19 protein-coding genes are annotated in these 25,517 nt (G+C 72.8%); 9 read left to right on the top strand and 10 right to left on the bottom strand.

Going from position 1 to position 25,517, the window contains the following annotated elements:
- The first annotated feature begins 179 nt into the window (after positions 1-179).
- Positions 180-1,313, top strand: a complete 1,134-nt coding sequence (locus POL25_RS05825; protein WP_272084844.1) for a ThiH family protein — start codon at positions 180-182, stop codon at positions 1,311-1,313.
- Positions 1,314-1,367: 54 nt separating this feature from the next.
- On the opposite strand, the gene POL25_RS05820 is transcribed toward POL25_RS05825, so the two are convergent.
- From POL25_RS05820 to POL25_RS05805, 4 genes are all read right to left on the bottom strand, one after another.
- Complete coding sequence (locus POL25_RS05820) at positions 1,368-2,045, bottom strand: AgmX/PglI C-terminal domain-containing protein (protein ID WP_272084843.1); 678 nt, start codon at positions 2,043-2,045, stop codon at positions 1,368-1,370.
- A gap of 122 nt (positions 2,046-2,167) precedes the next feature.
- Complete coding sequence (locus POL25_RS05815) at positions 2,168-3,193, bottom strand: hypothetical protein (protein ID WP_272084842.1); 1,026 nt, start codon at positions 3,191-3,193, stop codon at positions 2,168-2,170.
- A 174-nt stretch (positions 3,194-3,367) separates the two neighbouring features.
- The gene (locus POL25_RS05810) at positions 3,368-4,348 is read right to left on the bottom strand and encodes an alpha/beta hydrolase (protein ID WP_272084840.1); all 981 of its coding nucleotides are present in this window, start codon (positions 4,346-4,348) and stop codon (positions 3,368-3,370) included.
- Between the two features lie 412 nt (positions 4,349-4,760).
- Positions 4,761-7,712 carry a tetratricopeptide repeat protein gene (locus POL25_RS05805; RefSeq protein ID WP_272084838.1) on the bottom strand — a complete coding sequence of 984 codons (2,952 nt, stop codon included), beginning with the start codon at positions 7,710-7,712 and terminating at the stop codon, positions 4,761-4,763.
- Between the two features lie 352 nt (positions 7,713-8,064).
- Here POL25_RS05805 and POL25_RS05800 point away from each other — a divergent pair, with 352 nt between their 5' ends.
- Positions 8,065-8,487, top strand: coding sequence for a hypothetical protein (locus tag POL25_RS05800; RefSeq protein ID WP_272084837.1), 423 nt, complete (start codon positions 8,065-8,067; stop codon positions 8,485-8,487).
- A gap of 755 nt (positions 8,488-9,242) precedes the next feature.
- Here the strand turns inward: POL25_RS05800 and POL25_RS05795 are convergent.
- Both POL25_RS05795 and POL25_RS05790 read right to left on the bottom strand, forming a co-directional pair.
- A complete protein-coding gene (locus tag POL25_RS05795; protein WP_272084836.1) occupies positions 9,243-9,797 on the bottom strand; it encodes an SMI1/KNR4 family protein in 555 nt (184 codons plus the stop codon).
- A 278-nt stretch (positions 9,798-10,075) separates the two neighbouring features.
- Positions 10,076-10,462, bottom strand: coding sequence for a hypothetical protein (locus POL25_RS05790; RefSeq protein WP_272084835.1), 387 nt, complete (start codon positions 10,460-10,462; stop codon positions 10,076-10,078).
- 408 nt (positions 10,463-10,870) lie between these two features.
- On the opposite strand from POL25_RS05790, the gene POL25_RS05785 reads away from it, so the two are divergent.
- The 3 genes from POL25_RS05785 to lepB all read left to right on the top strand — a co-directional run bounded on the left by POL25_RS05785 (position 10,871) and on the right by lepB (position 16,615).
- Positions 10,871-12,619, top strand: coding sequence for a hypothetical protein (locus POL25_RS05785; protein WP_272084834.1), 1,749 nt, complete (start codon positions 10,871-10,873; stop codon positions 12,617-12,619).
- A gap of 180 nt (positions 12,620-12,799) precedes the next feature.
- Positions 12,800-15,478: an RCC1 domain-containing protein gene (locus tag POL25_RS05780; RefSeq protein ID WP_272084833.1), complete on the top strand. Its 2,679-nt coding sequence runs from the start codon at positions 12,800-12,802 to the stop codon at positions 15,476-15,478.
- Between the two features lie 261 nt (positions 15,479-15,739).
- The gene (lepB, locus tag POL25_RS05775) at positions 15,740-16,615 is read left to right on the top strand and encodes a signal peptidase I (protein ID WP_272084832.1); all 876 of its coding nucleotides are present in this window, start codon (positions 15,740-15,742) and stop codon (positions 16,613-16,615) included.
- Between the two features lie 7 nt (positions 16,616-16,622).
- Here the strand turns inward: lepB and POL25_RS05770 are convergent, their stop codons facing one another.
- Together POL25_RS05770 and POL25_RS05765 are read right to left on the bottom strand one after the other, a co-directional pair.
- The gene (locus POL25_RS05770; RefSeq protein ID WP_272084831.1) at positions 16,623-17,972 is read right to left on the bottom strand and encodes a cytochrome P450; all 1,350 of its coding nucleotides are present in this window, start codon (positions 17,970-17,972) and stop codon (positions 16,623-16,625) included.
- 554 nt (positions 17,973-18,526) lie between these two features.
- Positions 18,527-20,497 (bottom strand): ATP-binding domain-containing protein, encoded by a 1,971-nt coding sequence (locus tag POL25_RS05765; protein ID WP_272084830.1) that lies wholly within the window; start codon positions 20,495-20,497, stop codon positions 18,527-18,529.
- 431 nt (positions 20,498-20,928) lie between these two features.
- Between POL25_RS05765 and POL25_RS05760 the strand changes: the two genes are divergently transcribed.
- Positions 20,929-21,381, top strand: coding sequence for a hypothetical protein (locus tag POL25_RS05760; protein WP_272084829.1), 453 nt, complete (start codon positions 20,929-20,931; stop codon positions 21,379-21,381).
- Positions 21,382-21,517: 136 nt separating this feature from the next.
- Here POL25_RS05760 and ybiA (POL25_RS05755) read toward each other — a convergent pair whose 3' ends face one another.
- The gene (gene ybiA, locus POL25_RS05755) at positions 21,518-22,042 is read right to left on the bottom strand and encodes a riboflavin biosynthesis intermediates N-glycosidase (RefSeq protein ID WP_272084828.1); all 525 of its coding nucleotides are present in this window, start codon (positions 22,040-22,042) and stop codon (positions 21,518-21,520) included.
- A gap of 231 nt (positions 22,043-22,273) precedes the next feature.
- Positions 22,274-22,717, bottom strand: a complete 444-nt coding sequence (ybiA, locus tag POL25_RS05750) for a riboflavin biosynthesis intermediates N-glycosidase (RefSeq protein WP_272084827.1) — start codon at positions 22,715-22,717, stop codon at positions 22,274-22,276.
- Positions 22,718-23,017: 300 nt separating this feature from the next.
- On the opposite strand from ybiA (POL25_RS05750), the gene POL25_RS05745 reads away from it, so the two are divergent.
- The 3 genes from POL25_RS05745 to POL25_RS05735 all read left to right on the top strand — a co-directional run bounded on the left by POL25_RS05745 (position 23,018) and on the right by POL25_RS05735 (position 25,458).
- The gene (locus POL25_RS05745) at positions 23,018-23,797 is read left to right on the top strand and encodes a hypothetical protein (RefSeq protein ID WP_272084826.1); all 780 of its coding nucleotides are present in this window, start codon (positions 23,018-23,020) and stop codon (positions 23,795-23,797) included.
- 195 nt (positions 23,798-23,992) lie between these two features.
- Positions 23,993-24,814: a GNAT family N-acetyltransferase gene (locus POL25_RS05740; RefSeq protein ID WP_272084825.1), complete on the top strand. Its 822-nt coding sequence runs from the start codon at positions 23,993-23,995 to the stop codon at positions 24,812-24,814.
- A complete protein-coding gene (locus POL25_RS05735; protein ID WP_272084824.1) occupies positions 24,811-25,458 on the top strand; it encodes an alpha-ketoglutarate-dependent dioxygenase AlkB family protein in 648 nt (215 codons plus the stop codon). Before POL25_RS05740 ends, POL25_RS05735 begins: the two co-directional genes overlap by 4 nt.
- Positions 25,459-25,517: the final 59 nt, after the last annotated feature.

The following is a 25,517-nucleotide window of genomic DNA, read 5'->3' as shown; positions in this document are numbered from 1 at the left end:
CCACGGCAGCTCGCGCGATGCCGCCGCGAATGCACAGGGTGAGCGCCCGCGGACGCCTCCGCCAAGGCTGGGCTCGATCGTCGCACATGTCCTCGGGGACATATGACTTCGCCTGCGCGTCGAATCCTGCAGGGCCCGCGGTGAGCGCCCATCATCTCTCGTTCGCAGAGACAAACGCCATGCCGACGTTCTCCACCGTTTATCCGACCTTGCCCATCGCCGCGTGGGTCGCGCGCTCGCTCGCTACCACGCCGGCGGAGCTCGAGCCGATCCTCCGCCGCGGGCACGCCGAGAGCCTCGAGGAGGTCGCGGCGCTGCTGTCGCCGGCGGCGATCGAGCGCTTGCCGGCCGTGGCCGCGCGCTCCGGCGAGCTCGCGCAGCGCCATTTCGGGCGCTCGATCCGCCTGTTCGCGCCGCTCTATCTTTCGAACGAGTGCGTCAACGTCTGCTCCTACTGCGGTTTCTCGCGCACCAACCCGATCCCGCGGATCACGATCGCGGGCGAGCAGGCGGTGCGCGAGGTCCAAGCGTTGCGGGCGCGCGGCATCGGCTCGCTGCTGATCGTCGCCGGCGAGCATCCGAAGTTCGTGTCGAACGGGTACGTCGAGGCGGTGATCCGCGCGGTGCTGCCGATCATGCCCGAGGTTTCGATCGAGATCGGTCCGCTCGAGAGCCAGGCCTATGTGCCGATGGTGGCGGCCGGCTGCGCCGGGCTGGTGGTGTATCAGGAGACCTACCACGAGCCGACGTACCGCGCGGTCCATACGGCGGGGCCGAAGAAGCGCTACGCGTGGCGCCTGGACGCGCCGGAGCGGGGCCTGGCCGGCGGGTTTCGCCGCCTCGGGATCGGCGCGCTGTACGGGCTCCAAGATTTCCGCTTCGAGGCGCTGTCGCTGGCGGCGCACGCCGATCACCTGCGGCGCACCTGCCCCGAAGTGCAGCTTGCGATCAGCCTGCCGCGCTTGCGGCCGGCGGCCGGCGCGTTCCAGCCCGACCCGCAGTACGTGCCGAACGACGAAGAATTTTTGGCGATCGTCTGCGCGCTGCGGCTGTTCTTGCCCGCGGCCGACATCGTCGTGTCGACCCGCGAGTCGGCGCCGCTGCGCGACCGCATGGTGACGATCGGCGTGACGACGATGAGCGCCGGCGCGAGCACCGAGCCGGGCGGCTACAGTGATTTCGCACAGGACGAATGGACACCCGTGCGCGAGCAGCCCGGCGAGCAGTTCCACATCGCCGACGAACGCCCGCCCCGGGCCGTGGCGGCGATGATCCGCCGGCGGGGCTACCTGCCGGTGTGGCAGGGCGCGTGAAGCCGCGAGGACGAGCGGAGCCCGGATCGAGCCCGCCGCGGGCCGGCTCTGCCGCTATTCGGGCTCGAGCACGAATGGGTAGCTGACGATGACGATGCCGCCGCCCTCGGGCGGAGGGAAGCGCCAGCCCGCGGCGACGCCGGCGATGCATTCGGCGACCGCCTGGCCGGCGGCGGGGAGGGTCGAGTCCTGGACCACCGCCAGCTTCACCACGCCGTCGCCGCCGATCGTGAACTGGATCGTGACGCGCCCGGCGAGGGTCGGGGTGTGGGCCAGGCCGGCCGTGTAGCAGTCGCGGACGCCGGCGATGCCGCTGCGGACGACGCGGCGGACGACGTCCTTGTCGAGGCTGCCAGGCAGGTCGGTGCGCCAGCTGCCGGCAGGGCTGTCGGTGGCCACGAAGTGGCCCGAGCTGCGCAGCGGATCGGCGGCGCCGGGATCGGCGGAAGGCAGGCTGCCGGTCGAAGACGAAGCCGAAGGCGCGGCGCCAGCGGGCCGGGAAGGCGCGGCGGACGAGGTCGCGTCGGCAGGGGCGCTGGTGGCTGGCGGGGACTCGGGGCTCGCCGCCTGGCCGGGAGGGGTGGCGCTGGCCGGCGCGGCGGCCGCGGGCGGCTCGGGCGCGGGGCTCGGCGGCGCGGCGCTCTCGGCGGGGCGACAGGCGGCGAGCGAGAAGGCGAGCGCCGAGCCGAGGCGCGCTGCGAGGACCAATGCAAGACGAGAGCTTCGAGGCATGGCGACCCGCGAGCAGGGTACAGGCGTGGCGAGGCATGGCCAAGCGCGGCGCGTGCATGGTCGCGTGAACGCCATTCGAGCGCCGTACTGCAACCTTTGCGAGGCAGGTCGATGCGCGGTCGTCAGCGCTGCTCGATCTGCAGGCCGAGCTCGGCGGGCTCGCGGGTCCTGCGGCCGAACTGCGCGTAGTAGCGGCCGGGCGGGAGTACGAGCTCCTCGGTCGTCCCGGGCATGATACCGATCTCGAGATCGTCCCAGCACGAGCCGCAGCGGATGATCCTGAAGAGCGCCCATTCGGACGACGCGGATGGCGTGATGCGGTAGGTGCCTTCTTGCGCGATCTCGAAGCCGCGGCTCGTGAACATCAGGCCGTGCCTGTCGGGGCCGAGCACGTCGGCCTGGTCGCACGCGAGGTTCGCGGTGAGGGACAGCGTCGCGCCGTCCCACGGCTGCAGCGGCAGGTTGCAGTCGAGCACGGCGATCCGGTTGCTCGTGCTGCTGCAGCTCGGATAGTCGGCGAAGTCGGCCATCGCGTCCTCGATCGGCTCGCCGAACACCTCGGCGAAGATCGGGGCGAACTCGTCGAACTCGGCCTCGCGCCAGGTCGAGCGCATGAACTCGACGAACACCGAGAGATCGTGGCGCTCGATCAGGAAGCGGACGAACCGGCCGGCGGTGTGATAGTCGGCGATATCGTCGATGTCGCCGTGGAGCACCCGGGCGAGCGGGGTGCCGCTGAGGATGGAGGCCGAGGTGTCCGCGAAGACCTCGGCGAGCCCCTCGTTGAAGGCTCTCGGTCCGGACAGGCCGCCGAGGTTGGCGACGACGTGGGTGAGCTCGTGGAAGTTGAAGCTGCTCTCGGCGAAGAACGCGTAGGGCGCGTCGTCCCAGGCGCACCCGCGAGCGCGCTGTCGGCAGTACTTGCGGACCTGCCGCTGCTTGATGCGGGTGAAGTGGATCACCTCGGGCAACTCGAAGCCCATCAGGGCCGCCACCTCGACGGCGTGGCGCTCCTGGAGGACGAACGAGCCGCGACAGACCGGCGCGTCGATGGTCGTGCTGTAGTGGAGGAACTCGCCCTCCCAGATCGGCTCCGGGATCGCGGGGGTGCAGGCGACGAGGGCGCCGAGGAGCAGCAGGAGTCGCATCGGTGATCGAGGGTACCCGGGCGAACGGCGCGGTGGCAGGGGTCGGTCGTTGTCTTGTCGGAGCAGGACGGCGCGGTGGCAGAGTTTCGGTCGGTGTCTCGCTGGAGCCGGGGAGGTCGAGCGTCGCCGAGGAATCACATGTCCTGAAGGACATGTGCGCTCAAATCCGCGTGGTCAGCCGCGCGGGGCGCTGTGCTTGCGGAGGAAGCCGACCACGGCGGCGACGAACTGCGGGGCCGCGCGCTCGAGGTGGGCCGCGTGGTCGTAGCCGGCGAGGACCTCGATCTGGGCGCCGCCGGGGACCTGCGCCAGCCGCTCTTGCAGGCACGCCGGCGTGACGACCGGGTCGCGGTCGCCGTGGATCGCCAGCACCGGCGTGGAGAGGCGGGCGAAGTCGGCCCACACGTGGAGGTCGCGCCAGTCGGCCTTGACCGGGTCGGCGGCCAGGGCTGCGGCGGCGAAGGCGTCGGCGACCCCGGGCTCGAGCGTGTCGGGGGTGATGAAGTCGGAGCGCGCGGCGGCCTCGGTGTTGCTGGTCTTGGCCGGCGGCGCCGGAGGCTTGGCGGGCGGCGGGGTCTTGGGCGGGCACGGCGAGCCGTAGAGGATCAGCGGGCCGATGGCGTCGTCGTGGCGCTCGGCGGCGAGCGCTGCGACCCGGGCGCCGAGCGACCAGCCGAGCACGGCGGGCCGGGTCGGCAGCCCGGTGCCCGCGAGGCGAGCGACGGCGGCGAGATCGTCGGCGGCCTGGATCGGGTCGGTGTAGCCGCTGGGGTCGCGCGCGGTGGCCCCGTAGCCGCGCAGGTCGACGGCATAGACCGCCAGGCCCTCGGCGGCGAGGTTGTCCATCAACGAGACGCGCGCGCCGGGCACCTGCAGGTCGAAGTCGGGCAGGGCGCTCCAGGTGCGGCCGTGGACCAGGACGATCGCGCCCCACGGCGCCGCGGGGCGCTTGACGTGCACGGCGATGCTGTGACCGTCGACCGCGACGCTGGTCTTCTCGAGCGCGGGCGGCTGGCTGTCCTCGGGGACAGGTGATGCAGGTGCGGGCGGCGCGACGGGCGGCGGCGCGGCGACCTCGGGAGCGACCGACTTGGCCGCCTCGCCGGCGCAGGCGAGACCGGAGGCGGCGAGGAGGGCGACGAGGCGGCGGAGCATGCCGCGAGGGTCGCAAACAACGGCCCCGGGGCGCAATGGCGAGGTCGCCGAGGGTCGGGCGCTCGGAGCCGACCGGGCCCTTCACCACGAGGCTGCGGGCGGACGTTGGTAGTCCGAACGGGAGAGCGGACGGTAAGCGGATGCGCGGCTGCTTCGACTCCCGGCCGCGAGTTTCATGGGACTCGATGCGTGTCCTCATCCGCCGCGGACGAGGCGACGAGTGACCTCGATCCCGGGGCGGATGGGGCCGTCACCCAATTGCTGTGACGGTGACGACGCCACGGAACCGGATCGTTTCGAGAGCGAGGCTCGCGATGATGTCGCCTGCGTGCACCCACGCAATGCCGCGGGATCTGTCCGAGCCACGACGAATGTGGCGACGCGCGCTACGCAGCGCGGGTCGGGATGTCCTTTATAAAACATGGCCCGAGAGCCAGGTGTCGAGCTCTTGCCGCAGCGGGGTGAAGCCGTCGCCGAGCAGGGCCTGGGCCTCTTCGACGCGGGCGCGGGCTTCGGCGCGGGCGGCTGGATCGGGCCACAGCGCCTCGGCGAGGGCCAGGCGCAGGCGGGCGGACACCTCGGGGCGGGCGGGGGCGTGGTCCTTCGGTTCGGCCGCGAGGGCGCGGCGCAGCGGCTCGCGGGCGGCCGCGGGGTCGCCGGCGTCGAGGGCGGTGCGGCCGAGCGCCAGCAGCAGCGGCTGGACCAGCGGGTGGGCGTCGCCGCTGGGCTCGGCGATCGCCAGAGCACGGCGCAGCAGCGCCTGCGCGGCGGCGAAGCGGCGCTCGCGGCGGGCCACCTCGCCGAGGTCGTGCAGCAGGTCGGCGACCTCGGGGTGGTTCGGGCCGAGGGTGCGCTCGCGGATCGCCAGAGCGCGGCGGAGGATCGCCTGGACCTCGCCGAGCGACTGCTGGCGCAGGCGGATCTGGGCGATGTTGCGGAGCGTCGCGGCGACCGACAGGTGGTCCGGGCCGAGCGTGCGCTCCTTGATGGCGAGGGTGCGGGCGTGCAGCGCGGTGGCCTCGTCGTCGCGGCCGGAGTCGCCGAGCACGGCGGCGAAGTTGCCGGTGACGTTGGCGGTCTGCGGGTGCTCGGGGCCGAAGAACTGCTCGGCGAGGGCGACGGCGCGGCGGTGGTGCGCCTCGGCGTCGGCGCGCAGGCCGAGCTCGGCGAGGGTGTTGCCGAGGTTGCTCAGCGTGCCGATCAGCGCCGGCGGGTCGGGCTCGTCGGGGCGGTCGAGCAGGGCCAGGGCGCCCTCGTGGAGCTCGCGCGCGGCCACGAACTCGCCGCGGATCTGGCGGACGATGCCGGTGTGGCCGAGCCGCTTGGCCTCGAGGACATGTCCTTCGGGACCTAGCCTTTGGACCATGGCGCCGGCGAGCTCGGACCAGCGCAGGGCCTCGTCGGTGGCGGTCTGGTGGACGCCGACGCAGGCGATCAGCTCGACCATGGCGCGCGCGGCCAGCTCGTCGAGGCGGGCGGCCACGGCGGCGAGGGCGGCGCGGGTGAGGGTGGCCTCGGCGGCGCGGGGGTCGCGGGTGCGGTTCTGCAGCAGGCCGAGCACGTAGGCGGCTTCGGCGGTGAGCGGCGGGTGATCGAGGCCGGCGGCGGCGGCGGCGGCCTCTTCTGCGCGGGCGAGGCCGTCAGGCAGGCGGCCGGCGTCGAACAGCGCCTTGGCGTCGGCGAGCTGCTGGCGCGCGGCGTGGAGCTGGGCGAGGGCGGCGGGATCGGTGGGCAGGGCGGCGGGGCCGGTGAGCGCGGCCGGGTCGGCGCAGCGCTGCACGGGGGTGAGGGCGGCGGCCGCCTGGACGGCGCGGTCGACGACCTGGGGACCTGTCCGAACGAGCAGGTCGGTGAGGGCCGCGAGCTCGCGCCGGCGCTCGTCGAGGCAGGTCATGCGCAGGGCCAGCAGCTCGGACGACTGCAGCTGGAGCACGTGGGTGGCGCGGCAGGCGTCGGCGTGGCCGGCCAGCCAGGTCGCGGCCCAGGCGTCGAGGCTGGCGACCACGCGGTCGGCGGTGGCGCGCGCGTGGGCGCGGCCGGTGGCGAGCAGGGCCGCGTGCACCTGGGCCCGGCGGCCGGGGTCCCAGGCGCCGGCGAGGGCCGCCGCGCCGCCGCGGCACACCCCGTCCTCGCCGCCCGAGCGGGCGTAGCCCCACACGCCGGCGCCGAGCAGCAGGCCGAGCGCGAGCCCGGCGGCGCCGGTGGCCCGGACCCGGCGCGAGCGCAGGGCCCGGCGCTCGAGCGCGTCGAGCAGGGCGCCGACGTCGGGCCAGCGCGCGCGTGGGTCGACGCTGAGGCCGCGGGCCAGCGCGCGCGGCAGCCAGGCCGGGGTGCGTCTGTCTCTCGGGACAGCTCGCAGCTTGCCGCGCGAGATCGACTGCAGCAGCGCCATCGCCCCGCCCTCGCCGAACGGGTGCATGCCGTGGATCGCCTCCCACAGGGCGACGCAGAAGCTGAACTGGTCGCTGCGCGGGCTGGTCGGCAGGCCCATGAACTGCTCGGGGGCCATGTACGCCGGGGTGCCGACCAGCGCGCCCACGCGGGTGAGACGGCTGTCGACGCTGACCAGCGAGCCGAGGTCGAGGTGCGCGCCCGAGGCCTCGGCGAGGTGCTCGCGCAGGCTGGAGATGTCGGACAGGCGGTCGCGCAGGCCCGAGGCGTCGGCCCGCTCGCGCAGGCCCGTGACCTCGGGCAGGCGCTCGCGCAGGCCGGAGGCCCACGGCGGCGGGGTGTCGAGGGTGTCCTTTGAGGCATGTCCTTCGGGACATGGCCCTTCGGACTCGCTGGCGCGGGCCAGGCCGAAGTCGAGCACGCGCACGCGGCCGTCCTCGCCGACCAGCACGTTGTCGGGCTTGAAGTCGCGGTGGACCAGGCCGGCGGCGTGGGCGGCCTGCAGGCCGCGGCCGGCGGCGATGAACAGGGCGAGCACGTCCCGCCACGGCAGCTTGCGCTCGGCCAGGTAGCTGCGCAGGGTGACGCCGGGGACGAATTCCATGGCGACGTAGACGCGGCCGTCGACCTCGCCGGCGTCGTGCACGCCGACGACGTTGGGGTGGGCGAGGCGAGCCAGCGCCTTGGCCTCGCGGCGCAGGCGAGCGCCAGGGCCGTGGCTGTCGTCGGCCCCGGCGCCTTCAGGCCGACCGAGCAGCTTGAGCGCGACCTTGCGATCGAGGCCAGGATCGAAGGCGGCGTAGACGACGCCCATGCCGCCGGCGCCGAGCGGCTCGAGGATGATGTAGCGGCCGAGCAGCTGGCCGCGCTCGAGCGGCGCGTCGACGATGTCGTGCGTGGCCGCGACCGGCCGATCGTCGGCGACGGCGGTGCGCGTCAGCGCGAGCGTCGAGGCGTAAGCCCGGTCCTCCACCAGCGAGCGAGTATATCGAGGCGGATGACGATGCGCGCGGGCAGTTTCGGGCGGTTGGTGATTGCGAACGCGGACCCCGCAGGCGGGAGGTACGGCGAGGGGTTACCCGCAGAACGTGGATTCGCACCCGGCCCCGCGCACGGTTGGGACCGCTGGGCGGCGAATGGTGGGAGTGGTCGGCGCACGCGGTGACGCGAAATGGGAGGAAGGGCGGAATGCGACGAGGCGGGGAGGGCAGGCGCGGGGGCGGGCGCCCGGGCTCGCTCGCGGAGATCGGCGGAGTCGGTCGGACGTACGAAGCGAGGGCATGCGTCTTCGCGTCCTCGAGCCCTGCGATGCTAACTGGGACACGATGGAATCGACGGCGGTCGGGCGGCGCTGTCAGACATGTCGCCGCGAGGTGCACGATCTGACCGCCCTGTCCGCGCGCGAGGCGGAGCGCCTGCTTCGGTCGCCCGCGGGGCCGCGGCCGTGCGTGCGCGTGCGGGTCGACGAGGACGGGTTCGCGGTGTTCCGCCGCGAGCCGCCGCGGCTCGTTCCGGCGGTGACGGCGATGGTGCTGGCGGCCTGCGCTCCTCACACCCCGGAGGCGCAGCGGCTCGCGCCCGCGGTCGAATCGGAGGTCCCGGCGCTCGCCAGGCCGGTGCCGGTGATCCCCGACGGCGCGGCGTCCGTCGGTGCGGCGCCGGAGCCGAGCCCGCCGAAGCCGGTCAAGCCGCCCCCGAAGCAGCCGGGGCGCGAGCGGGTGCTGATGGGCGACCCTTGGGCGGGCTAGCGAAGGAAGCGGAGCGCGCCGTCGACGAGGACGCCGAAGCTGGGCCGGCGAATTCGCCGGGGCGCCGCGCGAAAGAGCGGCGGCCTGGAACGACCGTGGCTCGACGTGCTCGGGGGATGGCCTCCCGCCGCGATCCTCCTGTTCGCGGTGAGCGTTACGGCCGAACCCGGCAACACCGCGAGGTTCAATCTCCTCCTGTGCGTCGCCGTCCCGGCTGGCATTACCGATCCCATGCAGGCGAAAGCGGGGGGCGGAGGGGTATGCAAAGTCTATCTCGAGCCAGTGTCACACCCCTTGCCCTTCACCGGGCGCGGCGTCCGGTCTATAGGTGTCCCTTTCCGTGACACGTGGAGCATAGTTGGCAGAAGATACAATCAGAGGCATGAGGCAAGGCGCTGTCGTGGATCCGGCCCTGGCCCTGGCACTTCGGGCACCTCGAGGCGTCATCGGAGATCGCGCCACTGCTGCCGCAACCATCGCAAGGTGTGCAGAAGATACATCCCGGGGAATGAGGCATCGCGCTCCAATGAAGTTTTCCGGAGCCGCCACACTTGAAACATGCTTGAGCCATGACGCAATCTTCCCACAAGCTTGACGTGCTTCGACCGCGAATTTTTGCGCCCACCGGACCACGGCTGGTCGGATTCGCCCCCACGCCCTGACGCATCACCGAGGCCGCCCCGCCGCATCCTTGCGTCTTGCTTCGACAGTTTGCGGGAGCCTCAGCCGTTCATTGTTCAGTGGCCGCGCGGGGCTCACCACTTCCACTCGCAGGCGAGCAGCCACGCGAGGAACGAGCCGTTCTTGTACGGCATGGGACCTTCCTCGGGCACCCAGTCGAACATGTGGCCCGCGCCGCCGGCGGACAGGTCGATGCCGGTGACTTCGTCGTCGATGCCGGCGAACACGACGGCGTGGGGGCCGATGGAATTGTTGAACAATGCGCGGTGGACCCGCACGAGCTCGAGGGGCCACAGGTAGGGGGAGGAGCCGTCGCTGCCGTCGTGGCGGCGGTACCAGGCGCGCACGTCGTCGGGCAGGGTGAGGCCGAGGGCTTGCTCCGTCTGGGCGATCTCCCGCGGCGTGGCGCCCCTGCGCAGCTTGACGCCGAGCTGGGTCGCACGCCGCTCGACGCGGGCGAACAGCTCGTCGCGGGTCGGCGGAGCCGGGGCCGGTCTGGCAGCGGCGGGGCGGCGCGCGGGCTTGTGCGTCGCGGTCGGCGAGGGGCGGGCGGCCGGCTTTTCGGGGGCGGAACGGCGTGCGGGGGCCTTGCTCGTCGCGGATCTCGATGTGGCCTTGCGGGTCGCCATGGCCGGAGGATCGCACGCGGGCGGGCGGGTGTCACGGCGGCGAGCAAGGGCCACGCGGGTCCGACCCCGCAGGTGCCGTGGATGCAGGCTGCGGCCGCGCGGCGGCAGAGGACGCGTGCGCGAGCGACATCGACGTTTGCCGCTCACCGCGAGGACCACGACGATCCGAGGCCACGCATGCGTGCATCCGCGACCTCGCCCTGCTCGTGTCCGGAAGCGATCAAGCCGCCGCGGTCGCGCGATTCGTGGCCGCGCCGAGGGACTTCAAGGCGGTCGCCTCACTCGCCCGAGTAAAAGCCTACGCGATACACGGTCACCGCGATCGCAAGCCCCAGGTCGCCCAGCCGGCGTACGAGCCCCACGGAGAGGGCGTAGGTGACGTCCTTGGGCGTGGTGCCGCTCTCGAACGCGAGGTCGACGACGCGGCGGGTGCACTGGTCCCAGGCGTCGCGGGCGGGCGGGGACAGGCCTTCGAGCAGGGCACAGAGGTGTGCGACGGACTGTTCCGGCGAGCCGTCCACCGCGATCCCGAGCGCGACGGAGTGGAGCTCGCCCGCGCGATCGTGGAGGTGGATCACGACCTCGGGCTCGAGCTCGGCGACGACGCGATCGAGGCTCGTGGGCGCTTCGAATTCAAGGTGGGCCGTGATGTAGCGGATCTCCATGGGCGCCGCGACGATAGCAGAGAGCACCCGCCCGTCGCGTGCCACGATCCGTGTCTGAAGGATCGGTGCCGGTTTTATCTTTGGACATGAGTGTCGTCCCACGAGAGTCGAATCCTCCGGGTTGGCCCGGACTGTCAGTCGCGGTGTTCGGGCGGGCGAGGTCGCGGTGCTGCGCGTGACGCGGGTCTTGCCCGGGCCGCGGGGGTCCGCGCGAGGCGTGTCGGATCGGTCACGTCGTCGCCCGGCGAGGTCGTCGCGACCGGGAAGGGCCGCCGGAGACCAGGAGCGTGGCGATCCGGGGCGATGCGCGGTTTCACTCCTGGCCGCGCCGGGCGGCGCTCGCCCGGGCGGGCGCGAGGATTCCGGGTGCGTCGGCGGCGGGCGTCGTGAATACTGACGGACCGCGCCATGAGACGCCTCGGCTGTCTTTTCGCTGTCCTGTTCGCCGACCTCGTCCTGCTCGCGAGCGGCTGTTCGCGCAGCGGCCTGCGTGACGCCAGCGATCTGACCGGGGAGCAGCTCGCGGCCGCGGGGCAGTCGCGCTGCAGCGTGGTCAAGGATCCGGACAAGCCGCTGATCGTCGAGTGGTCGGGGATGGACGCGGCCGAGCTCGAGTCGCGGCTGCTCCGTGGGGTGGTCGCGGTGCGCTACGAGGATTGCGAGATGGAGGTGTTGCGCGGGTGTACGGCGCCCGGCAACTATGCGTATGCGCAGACCACGACCGGGTCGCAGAGCATTCATATCGGCTCGCTCGACGAGCTGCTGATCAACATCCCGCTCGGGCTGGCGCAGCTCGGCGGGCGGGTCGAGCGGGGCGAGGCGCTCGAGCTCGACATGGTGGTGGTCGGCCGCTACGAGGCGCCGCAGCCGGGCTACACGGCGAAGGAGCTGCGGGGCGGGCCCGAGTGCGCGCGCGCGACCCACGTGGTCACGGGCGTGAGCCTGGGGGCGTTTCGCCTGTCGTCGGTCGCGGACAGCGCGCGCGGCGGGGCCGGGGCGGTGCTCTCCGGGGCGTCGGAGGACACGGTCGAGGTGCTCAAGGAGTCGCCGCCGAACATGCTCGAGGCGTGCGCCCAGGTGGCGGCGACCGACGACCCGCGGCGGCACGTGTGTACTGCGCCGATTCGCCTCGAGGTGGCGCCGATCTCGGCCCACGCGGAGGCGCTGGCCGGGTCGCAACAATTCCTGCGACCGCCCGACCTCGACCGCCGCGAGGTGCAATCGATGGACCTGGACGGCAGCCTGGCGGCGCATCAGGCCTACGACGTGGCGGTCAAGGTGCAGGCGGACCGGCGGGCGACGCCGGAGCGCCACGCGGAGGCGTGGTGCGGATTGGCGGCGATCGAGCAGGACAACCCGTACCTGACGCAGGCGCGCGAGCTCTGCGATCGCTGGCGCGATCACGGGGCGGTGCTGCGCCAGAGCGAGGCGCGGATGATCCGCGATTACGACGAGCTGCGGGTGCTGCTCGAGCTGCGCGGGGTGCCGGTCGAGGTCCAGGAGCGGGCGGCGGCGAGCTTCTTGGTGACGCACTCGGGGCTGTCGGCGGAGGCGTATCCGCGGATCCGCGCGGTCGAGCGGGCGAAGCGGCGGCTCAGTCGCGGCGACCGCTCGAGCTTGCCGTCGTTCTCGGCGGCGGCCGCCGACGCGCCGCCGCCGGTCGACAGCCAGATCGGCAGGACCATGATCGACCGCCGCTCGTATCGCAAGGCGATCAGCGTCGGGTTCGCGCCGCGGTGGTTCCCGCAAGGCTACGGGCTCGGCGGGACGGTGCTCGGGCGCGTCAACTATGTGCACGAGGTCGGCTTCGAGGTGGCCTATGCACAATACGCCGGCTACGGGCCGCGCTGGCGCTACATCCTGGCGATGGCCCGCTACGAGCGGGTGTACCGCCCGCACAAGGTGTTCCGCCCGCACATCGGGGCGTCGTTCGGGGCGCTGATCCCGATCTCGAGATGCGCCCAGGCGCCGCACCCGTGCGCGTCGCCGGCGGGGGTGATGACGTTGAACGGCGGGGCGCGGGTGTCGCTGACGCCGTGGCTGTCGCTGGTGGTCCAGGGCTTCGCGGGGGCGATGACGGCCCGGCCGTTCTTCGTCGGCGGGGTGTCGGGGGGGATCGAGTTCACGATCCCGACCGGGCGCGACTGGCCGCAGTGACGGGCGGGGAAATAATACGGTAACGTCTTTTAGGACATGTCCGTCAGGGCATGTCCGAAGAGCCTGGAGCGGCCGCGCAGATCGGCGATGGGGAGAGACGCGCGTGGTGCTCCAGCAGCGCTGCGTGCGGCCCGAGATGTGTCCAATTCGGGCCTGGATTCGGCTAAGATCCGGGCTTCGATGTCTGGACGAGCAGCGCGGGTCTGGTCGAGGGCTTGGCTGGCGGCCGGGCTGCTGGGGAGCGCCGGTTGCCGCGAGCTGCCGGCCCCACGGGCGCCCGAGGTGGCGGCGCCTGCTCCCGCTGCGCCGGTGGATCGGCAGGCTGCCGCGATCACGGACATCGCGGCGGGGCAGCGGCACACGTGCGTGCTGCAGGGCGGCGAGGTGCGGTGCTGGGGGTATCGCGCGGGGCGGTGCGGCGAGACCGGCGAGGAGGCGCCGATCGTGGGGTTGCCGCCGGCGCGGGCGATCTTCGCCGGGGTCGATCGCACGTGCGCGACCGTCGAGGGCGGCGGGCTGTGGTGCTGGGGCGCTGACTGGCGCCCCGAGGCGATCGCCAGCGCGTCGGGCGGGCTGGACCTGGCGAAGGTCGTCGAGGTCGCGGCCGGGGCCGAGATCGGCTGCGCGCGCGACAGCGGCGGCGGCGTGGGCTGCTGGGACTGGAACGGGGCGCCGCGGCCCAAATCGCGGCTGCGTCTCGCCGAGGCGGGGACGCGGGTCTCGGCGCTCGCGGTGCATCCGCACCTCGACGCGTGGATGCTGGTGGCGGACGACGAGGTGCGCTTCGCCGGCGGCCACCGCGTCACTCCGTCGGAGCTGCCGGCGATGGTCGACGTGGCCTACGCCGATTGGGAAGGGTGCGCGGTCGATGTCGAGGGCGCGGTGCATTGTTGGCAGTTCGAGCCCACGCGGGTGCGGCGATCGCAGCTCTTGAACCTGCCACCGCTGGTCGATGTGGTGGCGGGAGACTTTCATTTCTGCGGCCGTACCCGCGACGATCGATTGTGGTGCTGGGGGCGCGGCGAGGACGGGCAGCTCGGGCGCGGGATCGAGGGGATGTCGGCGCGAGACAACCAGCCGCTCGCGGTGCCCCTCACGGATGTCCGCAAGGTCAGCGCCGGTGCGGCGCACACCTGCGCGCTCACGGGCGATGGTTCGCTGCATTGCTGGGGTGACAATCGTTGGGGGCAGCTCGGCCTCGGCGAGTATGATCGCGGGCCCCGGCGGTGGCGCGAGGGGATCCAGGCCGGCGGGAGGATCGTCGCCGGGCTCTCGACCTGCCTGCTCGACGACGGGGTGCTGCGCTGCGCCGGGTCGTTGCGCGAGCGGCCGCAGCTGCAGTTCGAGGCGCTGAGCGGGACCCAGCGGGTGACGAACGCCGCGGCGGCGCGCGGCAACCTGTGTGCGGCGCTGGTCGGCGGGCGCGTGGCCTGCTGGCAGGCGCGGGGGAGCGAGCCGGCAGCGCCGTTCGTGGTGCCGAACGTGAGCGATGCGGTCGACCTCGCGGTCAACAGTCGGGGCGGCTGCGCGGTCGGGGCCGACCGGCGCGTGCGCTGTTGGGGGCGCGACGTGTTCCGCTGGCTGGGCGGCGACATCCACGGTCACGCGCACGGGCACGATGATTTTTATCGCGACGCGGTGCATTGCCACGAGGACGATCCGAGCGCGTGGGAGTGCATCTACGCGCCGCTGCGGCCGTGGGCGCGGGCCATGTTGCCGGCGCCGCACAGCGACGGGGCCGGGCTGGTGATGCCGGGGATCGCCGACGCGACGGCGGTGGCGCTGGGGCGCGAGCACGCGTGCGTGCTGCGCGAGCACGGGGTGGTGACCTGCTGGGGCGGTGATTTCGGCGACGCGCCGCGGCGGGCTCTGGCGGATGCGTTGGCGGGGCGCAAGGTGCGGGCGATCGCGGCGCCGCACCTCGGGGTGTGTGCGCTCGACGATGGGGGCGAGGTGGTGTGCGAGAACTTCTCGGTGCCGGCGAAGCTGCCGAAGATCGTCCAGCTGTCGGCGGGCGAGACCCACCTCTGCGCGCGCGGTGAGGCGGGCGAGGTGCTGTGCTGGGGCCGCAATGCGTTCGGTCAGCTCGGCGACGGCGAATGCATGGACCGCGACGCGCCGGTGCGGGTGGCGTTGCCGGGGCCGGCGCGGACGATCGCCGCGGGCACGCGCCACTCGTGCGCGAGCCTGGTGGACGGCTCGTTGTGGTGCTGGGGCGACGAGCGTGACGGCGGGACGGCCGTCGATGCGCCGCGTCTGGTCGCCAGCCCGGCGCGGCGCGGCGGGCCCATGCCGACGGGCGCGGTGGAGCCGTTCACGTGGCCGCCGCTGGGGCCCGACGACGGGCTGGAGCGCACGATCGACGCCCGACTGCGGCAGGAGTTGGGGCCGGCGGTGAGCCGCGACTGCTTCACGCTCGAGTGGTACCGCGGCCGCTGCGGCGCGCGCGGCGATCTCGACGGCGACGGCGAGATGGACGTGGTGGTGACGATCCGCCGCGGCACCGGTAAGCGGGTGCGGCGAGGGCTGGCGGTGCTGTGGGGCGCGGGCGGCAAGACGGAGTTCGGGGCCGGTCAGGCGTTGCCGAAGATGCGCAAGGCGGGGCTGGATCCCGCCGGCAAGCCGCTTCCGGACAATGCCCGCGATCTGGCGTGGATCGGCGGGTGGGGGGTGTTCACGGGCAAGCAGCCGATCCGCATCGACGGGCGGCTCGGCCTCGCGAGTGACACCGGGACGACCGCGTGGCCAGCCGCGGCCCTCGGTGACGTGCTGGTCCTGGCGGACGAGCGGGCGCTGGTGGTGATGTACCTGGGCGCCGGCGGCTGGGGTGTGTACGAGGTCGGGCTGCCCGAGCGCTGAGCCTGTGGCTGTCTGTTCGGACGTGTGCGATGGGACATGCTCTCATGGACATGTCATACAGGGCATGCCCCATGGAGCATGTCCACGCGACCCTGTGCTCGGGATGGCGGGGTCGGCAGCGGGCCGGCGTGCCCCGCAGGCTCGGGGATCGCGCCGGTCCGGGCGTCGTTTCGGAGAAACGCGGGTTCGCAGGTGCCGGGGATGCTCCGGCGATGCGGGATCGGCTCGTATCGGCGGGGCTTTCGTGCCATCCTGGGCCGCATGTCCGAGACCGGGTTGACCGCATCGCGCTCGCCGCTGTTCGCCTTTGTCGCCACGGTGCTGGTGCCGGGGCTCGGTCACCTCTACGTCGGCAGCCCGCGGCTGGCGCTGGCGATGCTGTTGACGCTGAGCGTGGTCGTGCAGCTGCTGCTGGTGGTGCCGGTGGCGCTGGGCGTGCCGACGCTGTGGGGCACCGGGCTGGCGCTGTGCATGGCGCTCGGCTTCAAGTTCGCGCTGGCGTTCGACGCGGCGCGGCGGGCCCGGCGGCACGGGGACGCCTATCCGCTGCGCACGTACAACCGGGCCGGGGCGTACCTCGGCTTCATCGCGGCTTCGATGGTGCTCGGCGGGGTGGCCAACGCGCTGCGGGCCGAGTACGCGCTCGAGACGTACAGCACGCCGAGCGGGACGATGCAGCCGGGCCTGCGCGAGGGCGACCACTTCGTCGTCACCAAGCTCCACGAGCGCGCGCGTGTGCCGGCGCGCGGCGACGTGATCGCGTTCCTCTACCCCGACGATCCGTCGCAGACCTTCGTGAAGCGCGTGGTCGGGCTGCCGGGCGACAGCGTCGCCGAGGCCGAGGACGGGGCGCTGATCGTCAACGGCACGCGGTGGTCGCGGCGCCCGTGCGAGGGCGAGACGCCGACGTGCTGGTTCGAGACGACGCCGGACGGCCGCGAGTACGCGATCCACGTCACGGCGCCGGTCGCCGCGCGGGCTGCCACGGTCGTGCCGGCCGACCATGTGTATGTGCGCGGCGATCACCGCGGCCTGTCGCACGACAGCGCGCATTTCGGGCCGGTGCCCGTAGCGATGATCCGCGGCAAGGCGCAGGCGGTGTTCTGGCCGCTGGAGCGCTTCGGCACGCCGCTGTGATCTGCGCTCAGCGCCGGCGGTAGCGGAGGGTGAGGCCGCCGATCGGGCGTGACAGGCCGCCGGTGAGCAGGGTGAACCACCGGCGCGGGCGGTCGACGATCTGCCACTGGTAGTCGCGCAGGAGGGGCACGAGGATCGCGGCCAGCATCGCGTAGGCGAGCGGGCGGCCCGAGCACAGGTTGCGGCCGGTGCCGAAGGCGCCGAATTGCAGCGGGGTCGAGCCGACCGGCGGGCTCTGATAATTGTCGGTGGTCATCGCCTCGAAGCGCTCGGGCCGATACTCGTGCGTTCCGGCGTAGCGGGCGGGGTCGAGGTTGACGAGGCCCATGCTGGCGCCGACGACGGTGCCCTTGGCCAGCTTGAAGCCGCCGAGGTCGATGTCGTGCATGGCCATGCGCCACAGGCCGCCGTTGCTGCGCAGGCGCATGCTCTCGTTGATCGCGCGGTGCAGGTGGACGAGCGAGCGCATGGCGGCGAGGTCCATCGGCGCGTCGGCGGGGAGGGCGGCGATCTCGGCGCGCACCCGGGCGAGCGCGTCGGGGTGCTCGACGAGGTCGCTGAGGGTCGAGGCGACCGACATGGCGGTGTTGGTGTGGGCGCCGAAGATGGTGCCGAGCACGCGCAGGGCGAGCCAGCGGACGCTGTTTTTCTCGGTCCCGCCGGCGGCCATGTGGTCGATGGCGAACTGCAAGAAATCGTCGTGCTCGCCGCGGTCGGCCATGCGCGCGCGGACCTCGTCCTCGATGAGGCTCATCATGCGATCGAAGGCGGCGCGGCGGCGACGGGCCGAGGCGGTCTCGATCGGGAGCATCATGCCGAGGATGCTAAAGTCGCTCTCGAGCACGTGCATGGCCTCGGCGAGCTCGTCGGCGTGCCGCTCGGCGCCGGCGTGGCCGAGCACGTAGTGGGCGACGACGTGGAGGACGACGTCGTTGGCCATGCGCAGGCCGTCGATGGTGCCGTGGGTGCCGGGGATCCGCCGCGCGAGCACCTGCGGGGCGAAGGCGACGGTGGGGCCGACGTGCTTGCCGATGTACTTGACCGACAGGCCCTCGCGCATCGGCTTGTCGATCTCGGTGAACAGCTCGGGGCCGAGGATCCGGCCGACCAGGTGCTTGTAGGCGGCGACGAGGCTGAGCTGATCGGTGGGGGTGCGGATGACCTGCTCGAACAGCTCGGGGGCGCCGACAGGGTCGACGAAGGTGAGGGTGGTGCCGAAGATCCGCGCGGAGAAGACGGGGCCGTGACGGCGATGGCCGCGGCGCTGGAAGGCGATCGGGTCGCGCATGATCCCGAGGGTGTTGCCGACGAGCGGCAGGCCGAACTGGCGGGGCGGAGATGCGTCGGGCTGCTGCATGCGGGGACCGTAGCAGTCGGCGCAGCGCCGGCGCAGGGGCGAGGCAGACCCCACCCCGAGGGCGTCGCGCGCCGCGGTCTCGGAGACGGCGGAGGCCCGGCGTCGTGCGTTTCGTCAAGCAGTGAGGGCGCTGAACGGCGGTCGATCGCAGGGCGCGGGGATTGCCTGGAGCGCGCGTCGGGGGCCGTCTCGCGGTGGATCGGGGCGGATGTCCTCGAGGACATGTGCGAGGCGGCAGGTTCGCGGCGCGCGCGGTGATCGACGCGGCCCATCGACATGTGCGAAGCGCCGGGTTCGAGCGGGTGGGGTGATCGTCGTGTCCCATCGGACATGTGCGAAGCGCCGTGTTCGAGCGGGCGCGGCGATCGACATTGGCCCATCGGATATGTGCGAAGCGCCGTGTTCGAGCGGTTCGGCGATCGACATGGCCATCGGACATGTGCGGAGCGCCGTGCTCGAGCGGCTCGGCGATTGACATGACCCATTGGACATGTACGAAGAGTTATGTTCGAAGCGCGAGCGGGCTGCGCTCGCCATGTCCGAACGGACATGTCTCATGAGACCTGTGGTTGGGGCACGCGGGTGGGCTCGTTCGGGATGTCCTCGCGGACATGGTCCAGGAGCCAGGTCGGGAGCAGCGGCGACCACGGGCCGGGGCTGGCCAGCCACAGGCGGTGCAGCGGGCGGGTGGCGGCGACGTAGAGGGCGCGGCGGGCGTCAGCACGATCGGGGTAGGTGGCGCCGTCGAGGTCGGGGACGATCACGAGGTCGAACTCGAGGCCCTTGACGTCCTGGACGGTGGTGACCTCGATGCCGGGGGCGAACCGGAATTCGCCGTCCTCGACGACCAGGCGGGCCGGCAGCGCGCGCGCGAGGTCGGCGTGCAGGGCCGCGGCGGTCTCGACGTGGCGGCAGACGACGGCGACGTGGACGTGCGGGTCGGCGCGCGTCAGCGCGAGCAAGGCGTCGGTGAGGTCGGCGACGAGGTGGCAGGGGCTGTCGTGGCGGGTGACGAGCAGGTGGTCGCGGTGGGCGACGTCGCGGGGCCGCTGGCCAGGGTCGAGCACGGCGCGGGCGACGTCCTCGATGGGCGGCGGGCAGCGGTAGCTGACAGTGAGCGCGGCGGTGGTGGCCTCGCTGCGCCCGAGCTCGGCGAGCACGGCGGGCCAGCCGGGGAAGGCGGTCGAGGCGTCGACTTGCTGTCGCTCGTCGCCAGCGACGGTGACGGTGCCGTCGGGCGCGACGGCGCGGGCGAGCAGCTCGAGCTCGATGGGGGCCAGCTCCTGGGCCTCGTCGAGCAGGATGTGTTGATAATGCGAGAGGGCGCCGTGCGGGGTGCGGTCGCCGCCGGTGATCCGGCGATGCAAGGCGAACAGGACCGCGAAGTCCTCGACGTCGAGGGTGTCGGCGTCGGCGAGCGGGGTGCCGGCGTCGATCGGGCGGCCGTCGAGGGTTTGCAGCCGCTCGCCGTCGACGTGGGCCATGGCCCGCTCGGTGGTGGCGCTGAACTGGATCTTGGTGTGGGCGAGCACGTCCTGCAGGACCGCGGGGCCGAGCTCGTCCGGAGCCTGGGCGGCGACGTCGGCCAGCAGTTGGCGGTCGCCGTAGAGGTGCAACAGGAGGTCGCGCAGGCTGACGGCGTGCTCGCGGTAGCCGGACGCGAGGTCGCGCATGGCGGCAGTGCCAACGACGATCTGCGGCAGGACGGTGCGCAAGGCGGGGTGGCGCTTGAAGGTGCGCACGCCGGGACCGGCGGCCTCGCTGAGGCGGCGCGGCAATTGGGGGAACAGGCGCCGGGCCTGGGCGGTGACCCATCGCTCGAAGGTGTCGACGTGGACGCGCGCGACGCCGAGGTCGGCGAGCATGCGGACGGCCAGGCGCTGCAGGCCGGGGGTGGGCACGAGCATGAGGGCGCGAAACGGACGGCGGGCGTCGTGGGCGGCGCGGGCGAGGAAGGCGAGGCGGTGCAGGGCGACGGTGGTCTTGCCGAAGCCGGCCTCGCCGAGGACGAGCAGCGAGCGCTCGGCGGCGAGTTCGACGGCGGCGCGCTGGTGCGGATCGAGCTCGACGCGCGCGGGCGACAGCGGGCGGCTGCGCTGGGCGGGCGGGCGCGGGGCGATACGCGGGCCGGGCCGCTCGTCGGCGAGCCAGAGGTCGTGTGATTGACGACGGAGGCGGCGATCGGCGAGGTCGAGGCCGACGAGCTCGCCGGCGCGGAGGTGGACGAGGTGACGGCGAACGACGACGCCGCGCAGGGGGCGATCGTCGCGCTCCAGCTCGTAGTCGTCGCCGACGTCGCAGGTGAAGAAGACCTCGGCGAGCGGGGCGGTGCGCCAGTCGACGAGCGCGAGGTCGTGACCGACGAAGGCGCGATCGGCGAGCAAGACGTCGCGCTCGCCAGCCGCGGTGCGCACGCGCAGGCGGCCGAAATAGCGGGCCCCGGGCAGCGCAGCGGCGAGGTCCCGCAAGACGCGGCGCTCCTCGGCGACGAGTTCGGCCTCCGGCGGGGCGAGCGGTCGAGTCATGGGCGAAAGATGACACCGCGGCTCGAGGGGGCGAGCGCAGGCGCGGAGAGGATGGGTGCGGATCCTCCAGGCCGAGCCGGCGGACGTGAGCAGATCGGGGCTGGTAGCGGGACGCTGCGACGTGTTAGGGTCGGTTCAGTGGTTGGGTGATGGGTCGCGTTCGCGGGCTGCGAGGCGCGGCGCGATGCAGGATGTTGGTGGGGCTCGGAGATCGCGGTGGTGCGGTCGTCGAGAGGGCGGATGCCGCCACTGGAGATCGCGCCGCGAAGGTCGGTGCATCGCGGGAGTGGGTGATTCGGCGGGCGGCGTGGATTGATGGCAGGGCGAGGTCCGACGGGGCGTGGGCCTGCGCGAGTTTGTCGAGGACGACGAGCGAGTCGCGGTCTGCGTCGCCGTGATGCTGCGGCGATCGCGGTGCTACCGTCGTGGGCGTGTCCGAGTCCGTCGATCCGCGAGTGTCCCGACTGCGTCCGTGTGGCCCGCCGACGCTGCTCTACAGCATGCTGGACGGCACGCCGGCGCGGAACCTGCTCGGTTACGGCGATCCGTGCGTGGCCCGGGTCGACGGGCGCTGGACCATGTTCGTCGGCGGGTTTCAACTCGACTTTCGCAACAACCTGTTCGCGCTGCAGCTGCCGGCGGGGGCCGAGCTGGACTCGCCGCAGTGGTCGTCCGTGAGCGAGCCGGGGCGACCGGGGCGGGCGCAGCGGCTGGCGCCGCAGCCCGGCCGCGACGCGTGGGATCACCACGGGCTGCACACGCCGAGTTATGTGCGCGGGCGGGTCGGCGACGAGGAGGTCGAGCGGATCTATTACGCGGGGCGCGGTTCTTCTCCGGGGTCGACGCGCGGCGCAGCTGGCCGCGGCTGGCGCTGCGCAACTTGATGCGAGGGAAGTTGCCGCGGGCGCCGGCGCCGTTCTTCTTCGCGCTGGGGCGGCTCGACCTGAAGTTCTCGTGAGGGGCGGCTGGCGGTGAGCTGTCCGAAGAGTCACGTCGTGCGATATGGCTCAAGAGACATGTTTATGAAAGATCGGCGGCGCGGAGCTCGGCGCGCACGCGCATCAGCGCCTCGCCGAGCAGGTTCTTGCCGCGCCACTGGGCCGGGTCGTGGATCCGCGGGTCGTCGGCGCGCAGGCCGACGCCCCACAGGCGGTCGAGCGGGCTGGCCTCGACGAGCAGCTTGTCGCCGGTGGCGAGCAGGGCGGCGCGCAGGGCCGGGTCCTGGCCGAACTTGGCCCGGTTGCCGCGCACGACGATGTCGAGGCACTCGCGGTCCCACACGGCCTGCTCGAAGCCGGCGACCTCGCGGCCGAGGGCCTTGTGCTGCTTCGGTGAGTCGGTGGCGAGGATCCGGGCGCGGGTGGCTTCGTCGCCGAACAGCCGGGCCTTTTCGGCCATCATGAACTGCTCGGCGCAGCCGTAGGTGACGCCGTCGACCTCGAAGCGCGAGGGGGTCCACTGGCCGAACAGCCCCGGCGGCTGCCAGAACAGCACCATGGTGGCGGTCTCGATCACCTGCGAACCGTCGAAATCGGGCTGGGACATCGCAGAGGCGACAGTAGCAGCGAAGGCGCGGCGACGTCGACGGAGATCGAGCTCCTCGATACCGCGCCGGCCTCGAACGCCTCGATACATCCTGGAATGCGACGAGGCGATCGATGCCATGCTTGCGCGCATGTCCGCGTCGTCGCACGCGCGCGGCGCCGCCGTGAGCTCGCGGGGGTCGCTTCGCAATCGTCGGCGCGCGCGGACGTTGCGACCCGATCGGCCAAGGACTCAGGCGTTGCGCAGCTCTTCGCGGAGCTGCATGAGCAGGTAGCCGAGGCGGTTCTTGCCGCTGCCGTCGCCGCCGTCGCCCCAGTAGGCGTCGTTGGCGGTGTGCTCGACGAGGCGGGCGTTGCCGGTGGCGAGCAGGAGCGCGCGGAGGTCGTCGTGCTGGTTGAACTTGGCGCGCAGGGCGTCGAGCATCACGCGCTCCTTGACGGCCTCCCAGTCGCGCCGCAGCGGGCGCTTGCGGTCGCGGCCCATCTCGGCGGCCAGGCGCGGCTTCTTGACGCGACGGATCTCCTCCTCGTGCGGCGTGCCGGCGAACTTCTGGGCCTGGAAGTAGTGCTCGCTGGTCGGCCACCTCTTGCCGCCGAGCTTGATCGGGAAGGGGGCGAAGTTGGAGAACTCGCCGTTCAGTTCGCCGGCCAGGTAGAACTCGATCACGTCGGGCATGGCAGAGCGGTGAGGATCCGCGAAATGCGGCCGGTCTGCCAGTCGGTGGCCGGCACGAAAGGAGCTGGTCGAAATTGCATGCGGCGGGCAGCCCGGCCCGAGCCGCCTCGGGCAGGGCCCCATGGCGCCGACGAGGCTCGCGCTCGCGCTGCTGGCCGTCGCTGGCCGTGAGCCGCGTCCGCGGCCGTCCCGCGTCCCGGAGAGCTTCGCGGCGGCGGGCTCGACGGGGGCTGCGAGGTGGCGGTCGTTCGCGCGAACATCGCCGCAATTTTTCTCGGCGGCCCGGTTACTTCGCCGGCCATGAACACGATGACTTCGTCTTTCGCTCGCGCCTGTCTGATCGCCGGAGTGTTCGCACTCGCCGCGTGCCCCGGCGGCGAGTCGATGACCACGGACACCGACGCGACGACCGACGCGACGGCAGGCACCGACGCGACGGCAGGCACCGAGGACACGGCAGGCACCGACGCGATGACGACGGCGCCGACCTCGACCACGGAGACCACGGAGACCACGGAGACCACTGCGCCGACCTCGACGGAGGGCACGACCGAAGCGACGACCGCCGAGGAGCCCGGCACCACCACCGGCGGAGAGGTCTCGCCCGAAGTCGACGCCGCGTGCGAGTCGCTGTGCGAGAAGTTCGTCAACGAGTGCGAGTCGCCCGAGTTCGGCGACGTCGCCTCCTGCAAGCTCGACTGCACCAGCGACCTCCCCGGCGGCGACGAGGCGTGCACCGCGGCCACGGTCGCGGCCTACCAGTGCGCCAGCGGGCTGACCTGCGAGGAGCTGCTGAGCGAGAATTTGAACGGCTGCGCTGCGGAGTCGCTGGCGCTCGTGGAGGCGTGCTCGGCGGAGGAGTGCGAGGAGATCGGATCCAGCGAGGGGCCGGATACGTGCTCGTACGGCTTCCAGTGCATCGACGGGCCGGCGGAGGAGATCCGCTGCGAGGGCGACACTTGCACGTGCCTCATCGCCGGCCAGCCGGACGGCACGTGCGGGTCATCCGAGGGGTTCTGCGCGCTCGAGCCGGACGAGAAGGCGGATATCTCGTTCGAGTGCTGCGGCTTCGAATTCTGATCGAGCTCCCGCAAGGATCGCGGTCGTAAGGCAGGTTGCGTCGCGTGCGGCTCGCGCTGCACCCGCGCGAGCGACGGTCGAATCTCTCCGGCGGACCGCGGGAGCAGCGGCGGATATATTTCGAGCTGGCCGAAGGGACATGTCGCGGGGCCGCGCTTGGCGGGCCCCGCGAGTTGGCGTAGGCTCGCGCGCATCATGTCGCAGCTGTCGCCGAGGGACATCGCCGTGCTCGAGGAGCGTCGCCAGGCCGAATGCACGGTGGCGGCGGCGCTGGTTTCGGAGCCGGTCGCCGGCGGGTTCATGTCGGTCAGCGGGCCGGGTTCGTGGACCAATCAGGCGTGCGGGCTCGGGCTCGCGGGGCCGGTCGCGGAGGCCGAGGTCGACCGCCTGGTCGAGTTCTACGCCAGCCGCGGCATCGAGCCGAAGCTCGAGGTGTGCGCCTTCGCCGACGAGACGCTGCTGGCCGCTCTGGCGGCCCGAGGCTTCGTGCTGCGCGAGTTCGAGGCGGTGCTGGCCCGGCCGCTGACGGCGGGCGAGGCGTTCGCGCCGGCGCTCGGGTGGCCGGCCGGGATCACGTTCGCGCGCGTCGATCGGAAGGATAGGGCCCAGGTCGAGGCGTTCGTCGAGGCTTCGACCTGCGGCTTTCGCCCCGAGGGCGCGCCGGTGCCGGAGGCGCTGGCAGACGCGTCGCGGCGGATGATCGCGGAGGCGCGCACGGAGTGCTTCCTGGCGCTCGACGGCGCGGCGGCGGTCGGGGGCGGTTCGCTCGATGTCGGCGAGGGGGTGGCGGCGCTGCTGGGGACTTCGGTGCGGGCGAGCCACCGCGGGCGGGGGATCCAGCAGGCGCTCATCGCGTTGCGGCTGCAGGCTGCGCAGGCCCGCGGGTGCGCGGTGGTGTGCATCCATTCGCGCCCGGGCATCCCGACCGAGCGCAACGCGGCCCGCATGGGGTTCGCGCTGGTCTATCACAAGGTGGCGCTGGTGCGACCAGGGCCGGGGCTGGAGCCGTCGCCGTGACCGCGGCGGGGCTGGCTTCGCTGCTGGACGACCGGATCCGGGTGGCCCGCGGGTTCGTGGCGCCGGCCCGCGCGGCGGCGCTGATGGCGACGCTGCTGCGCGAGACGCCGTGGCTGGCGGTGCGCTACGAGAACGGCGGGCGCCCGCGCGAGCTGCCGCGGCTGACGGTCAACTACGGCGAGCGGTCCTATGATTATTCGGGGCTGGTGTTCACGCCGCTGCCGTGGACGCCGCTGCTGACGGAGCTGCGCGCGCTGGCGGAGGCGACGGCGGAGACGCGCTTCAACGCGCTCATCGTGCAGCTGTACCGCGACGGCGAGGACGGGGTGAACTGGCACGCGGACGACAGCCCAGGGGTGGGCCGCGACCCGATCATCGCGTCGCTGTCGTTCGGGGCGACGCGGCAATTCCTGGTCCGCGCGCGCGGGGCGAGCGAGCCGTGCCTGACGCTGGCGCTGGCGGCGGGCGACCTGCTGATCATGCGCGGCGACCTGCAGCACACGCACCAGCACAAGGTGCCGCGCGAGCCGGGGGTGACGGGGCCGCGCATCAACCTGACCTTTCGGACATTGGCAGGACCGGCGCCGCAACCGGAGGTGGCGCACGCGAGCCGGGTGGTGCGCTGGCCCGACGAGGAGGGGTGAACGGACCGATGAACGCGCATGTCCTGGAGGACATGTGATTCTGTCCTTCGGGACAGATG

This window comes from Nannocystis bainbridge (assembly GCF_028368995.1).
GTDB lineage: Bacteria > Myxococcota_A > Polyangia > Nannocystales > Nannocystaceae > Nannocystis > Nannocystis bainbridge.
This window is presented reverse-complemented; position numbering and strand designations above follow the sequence as displayed.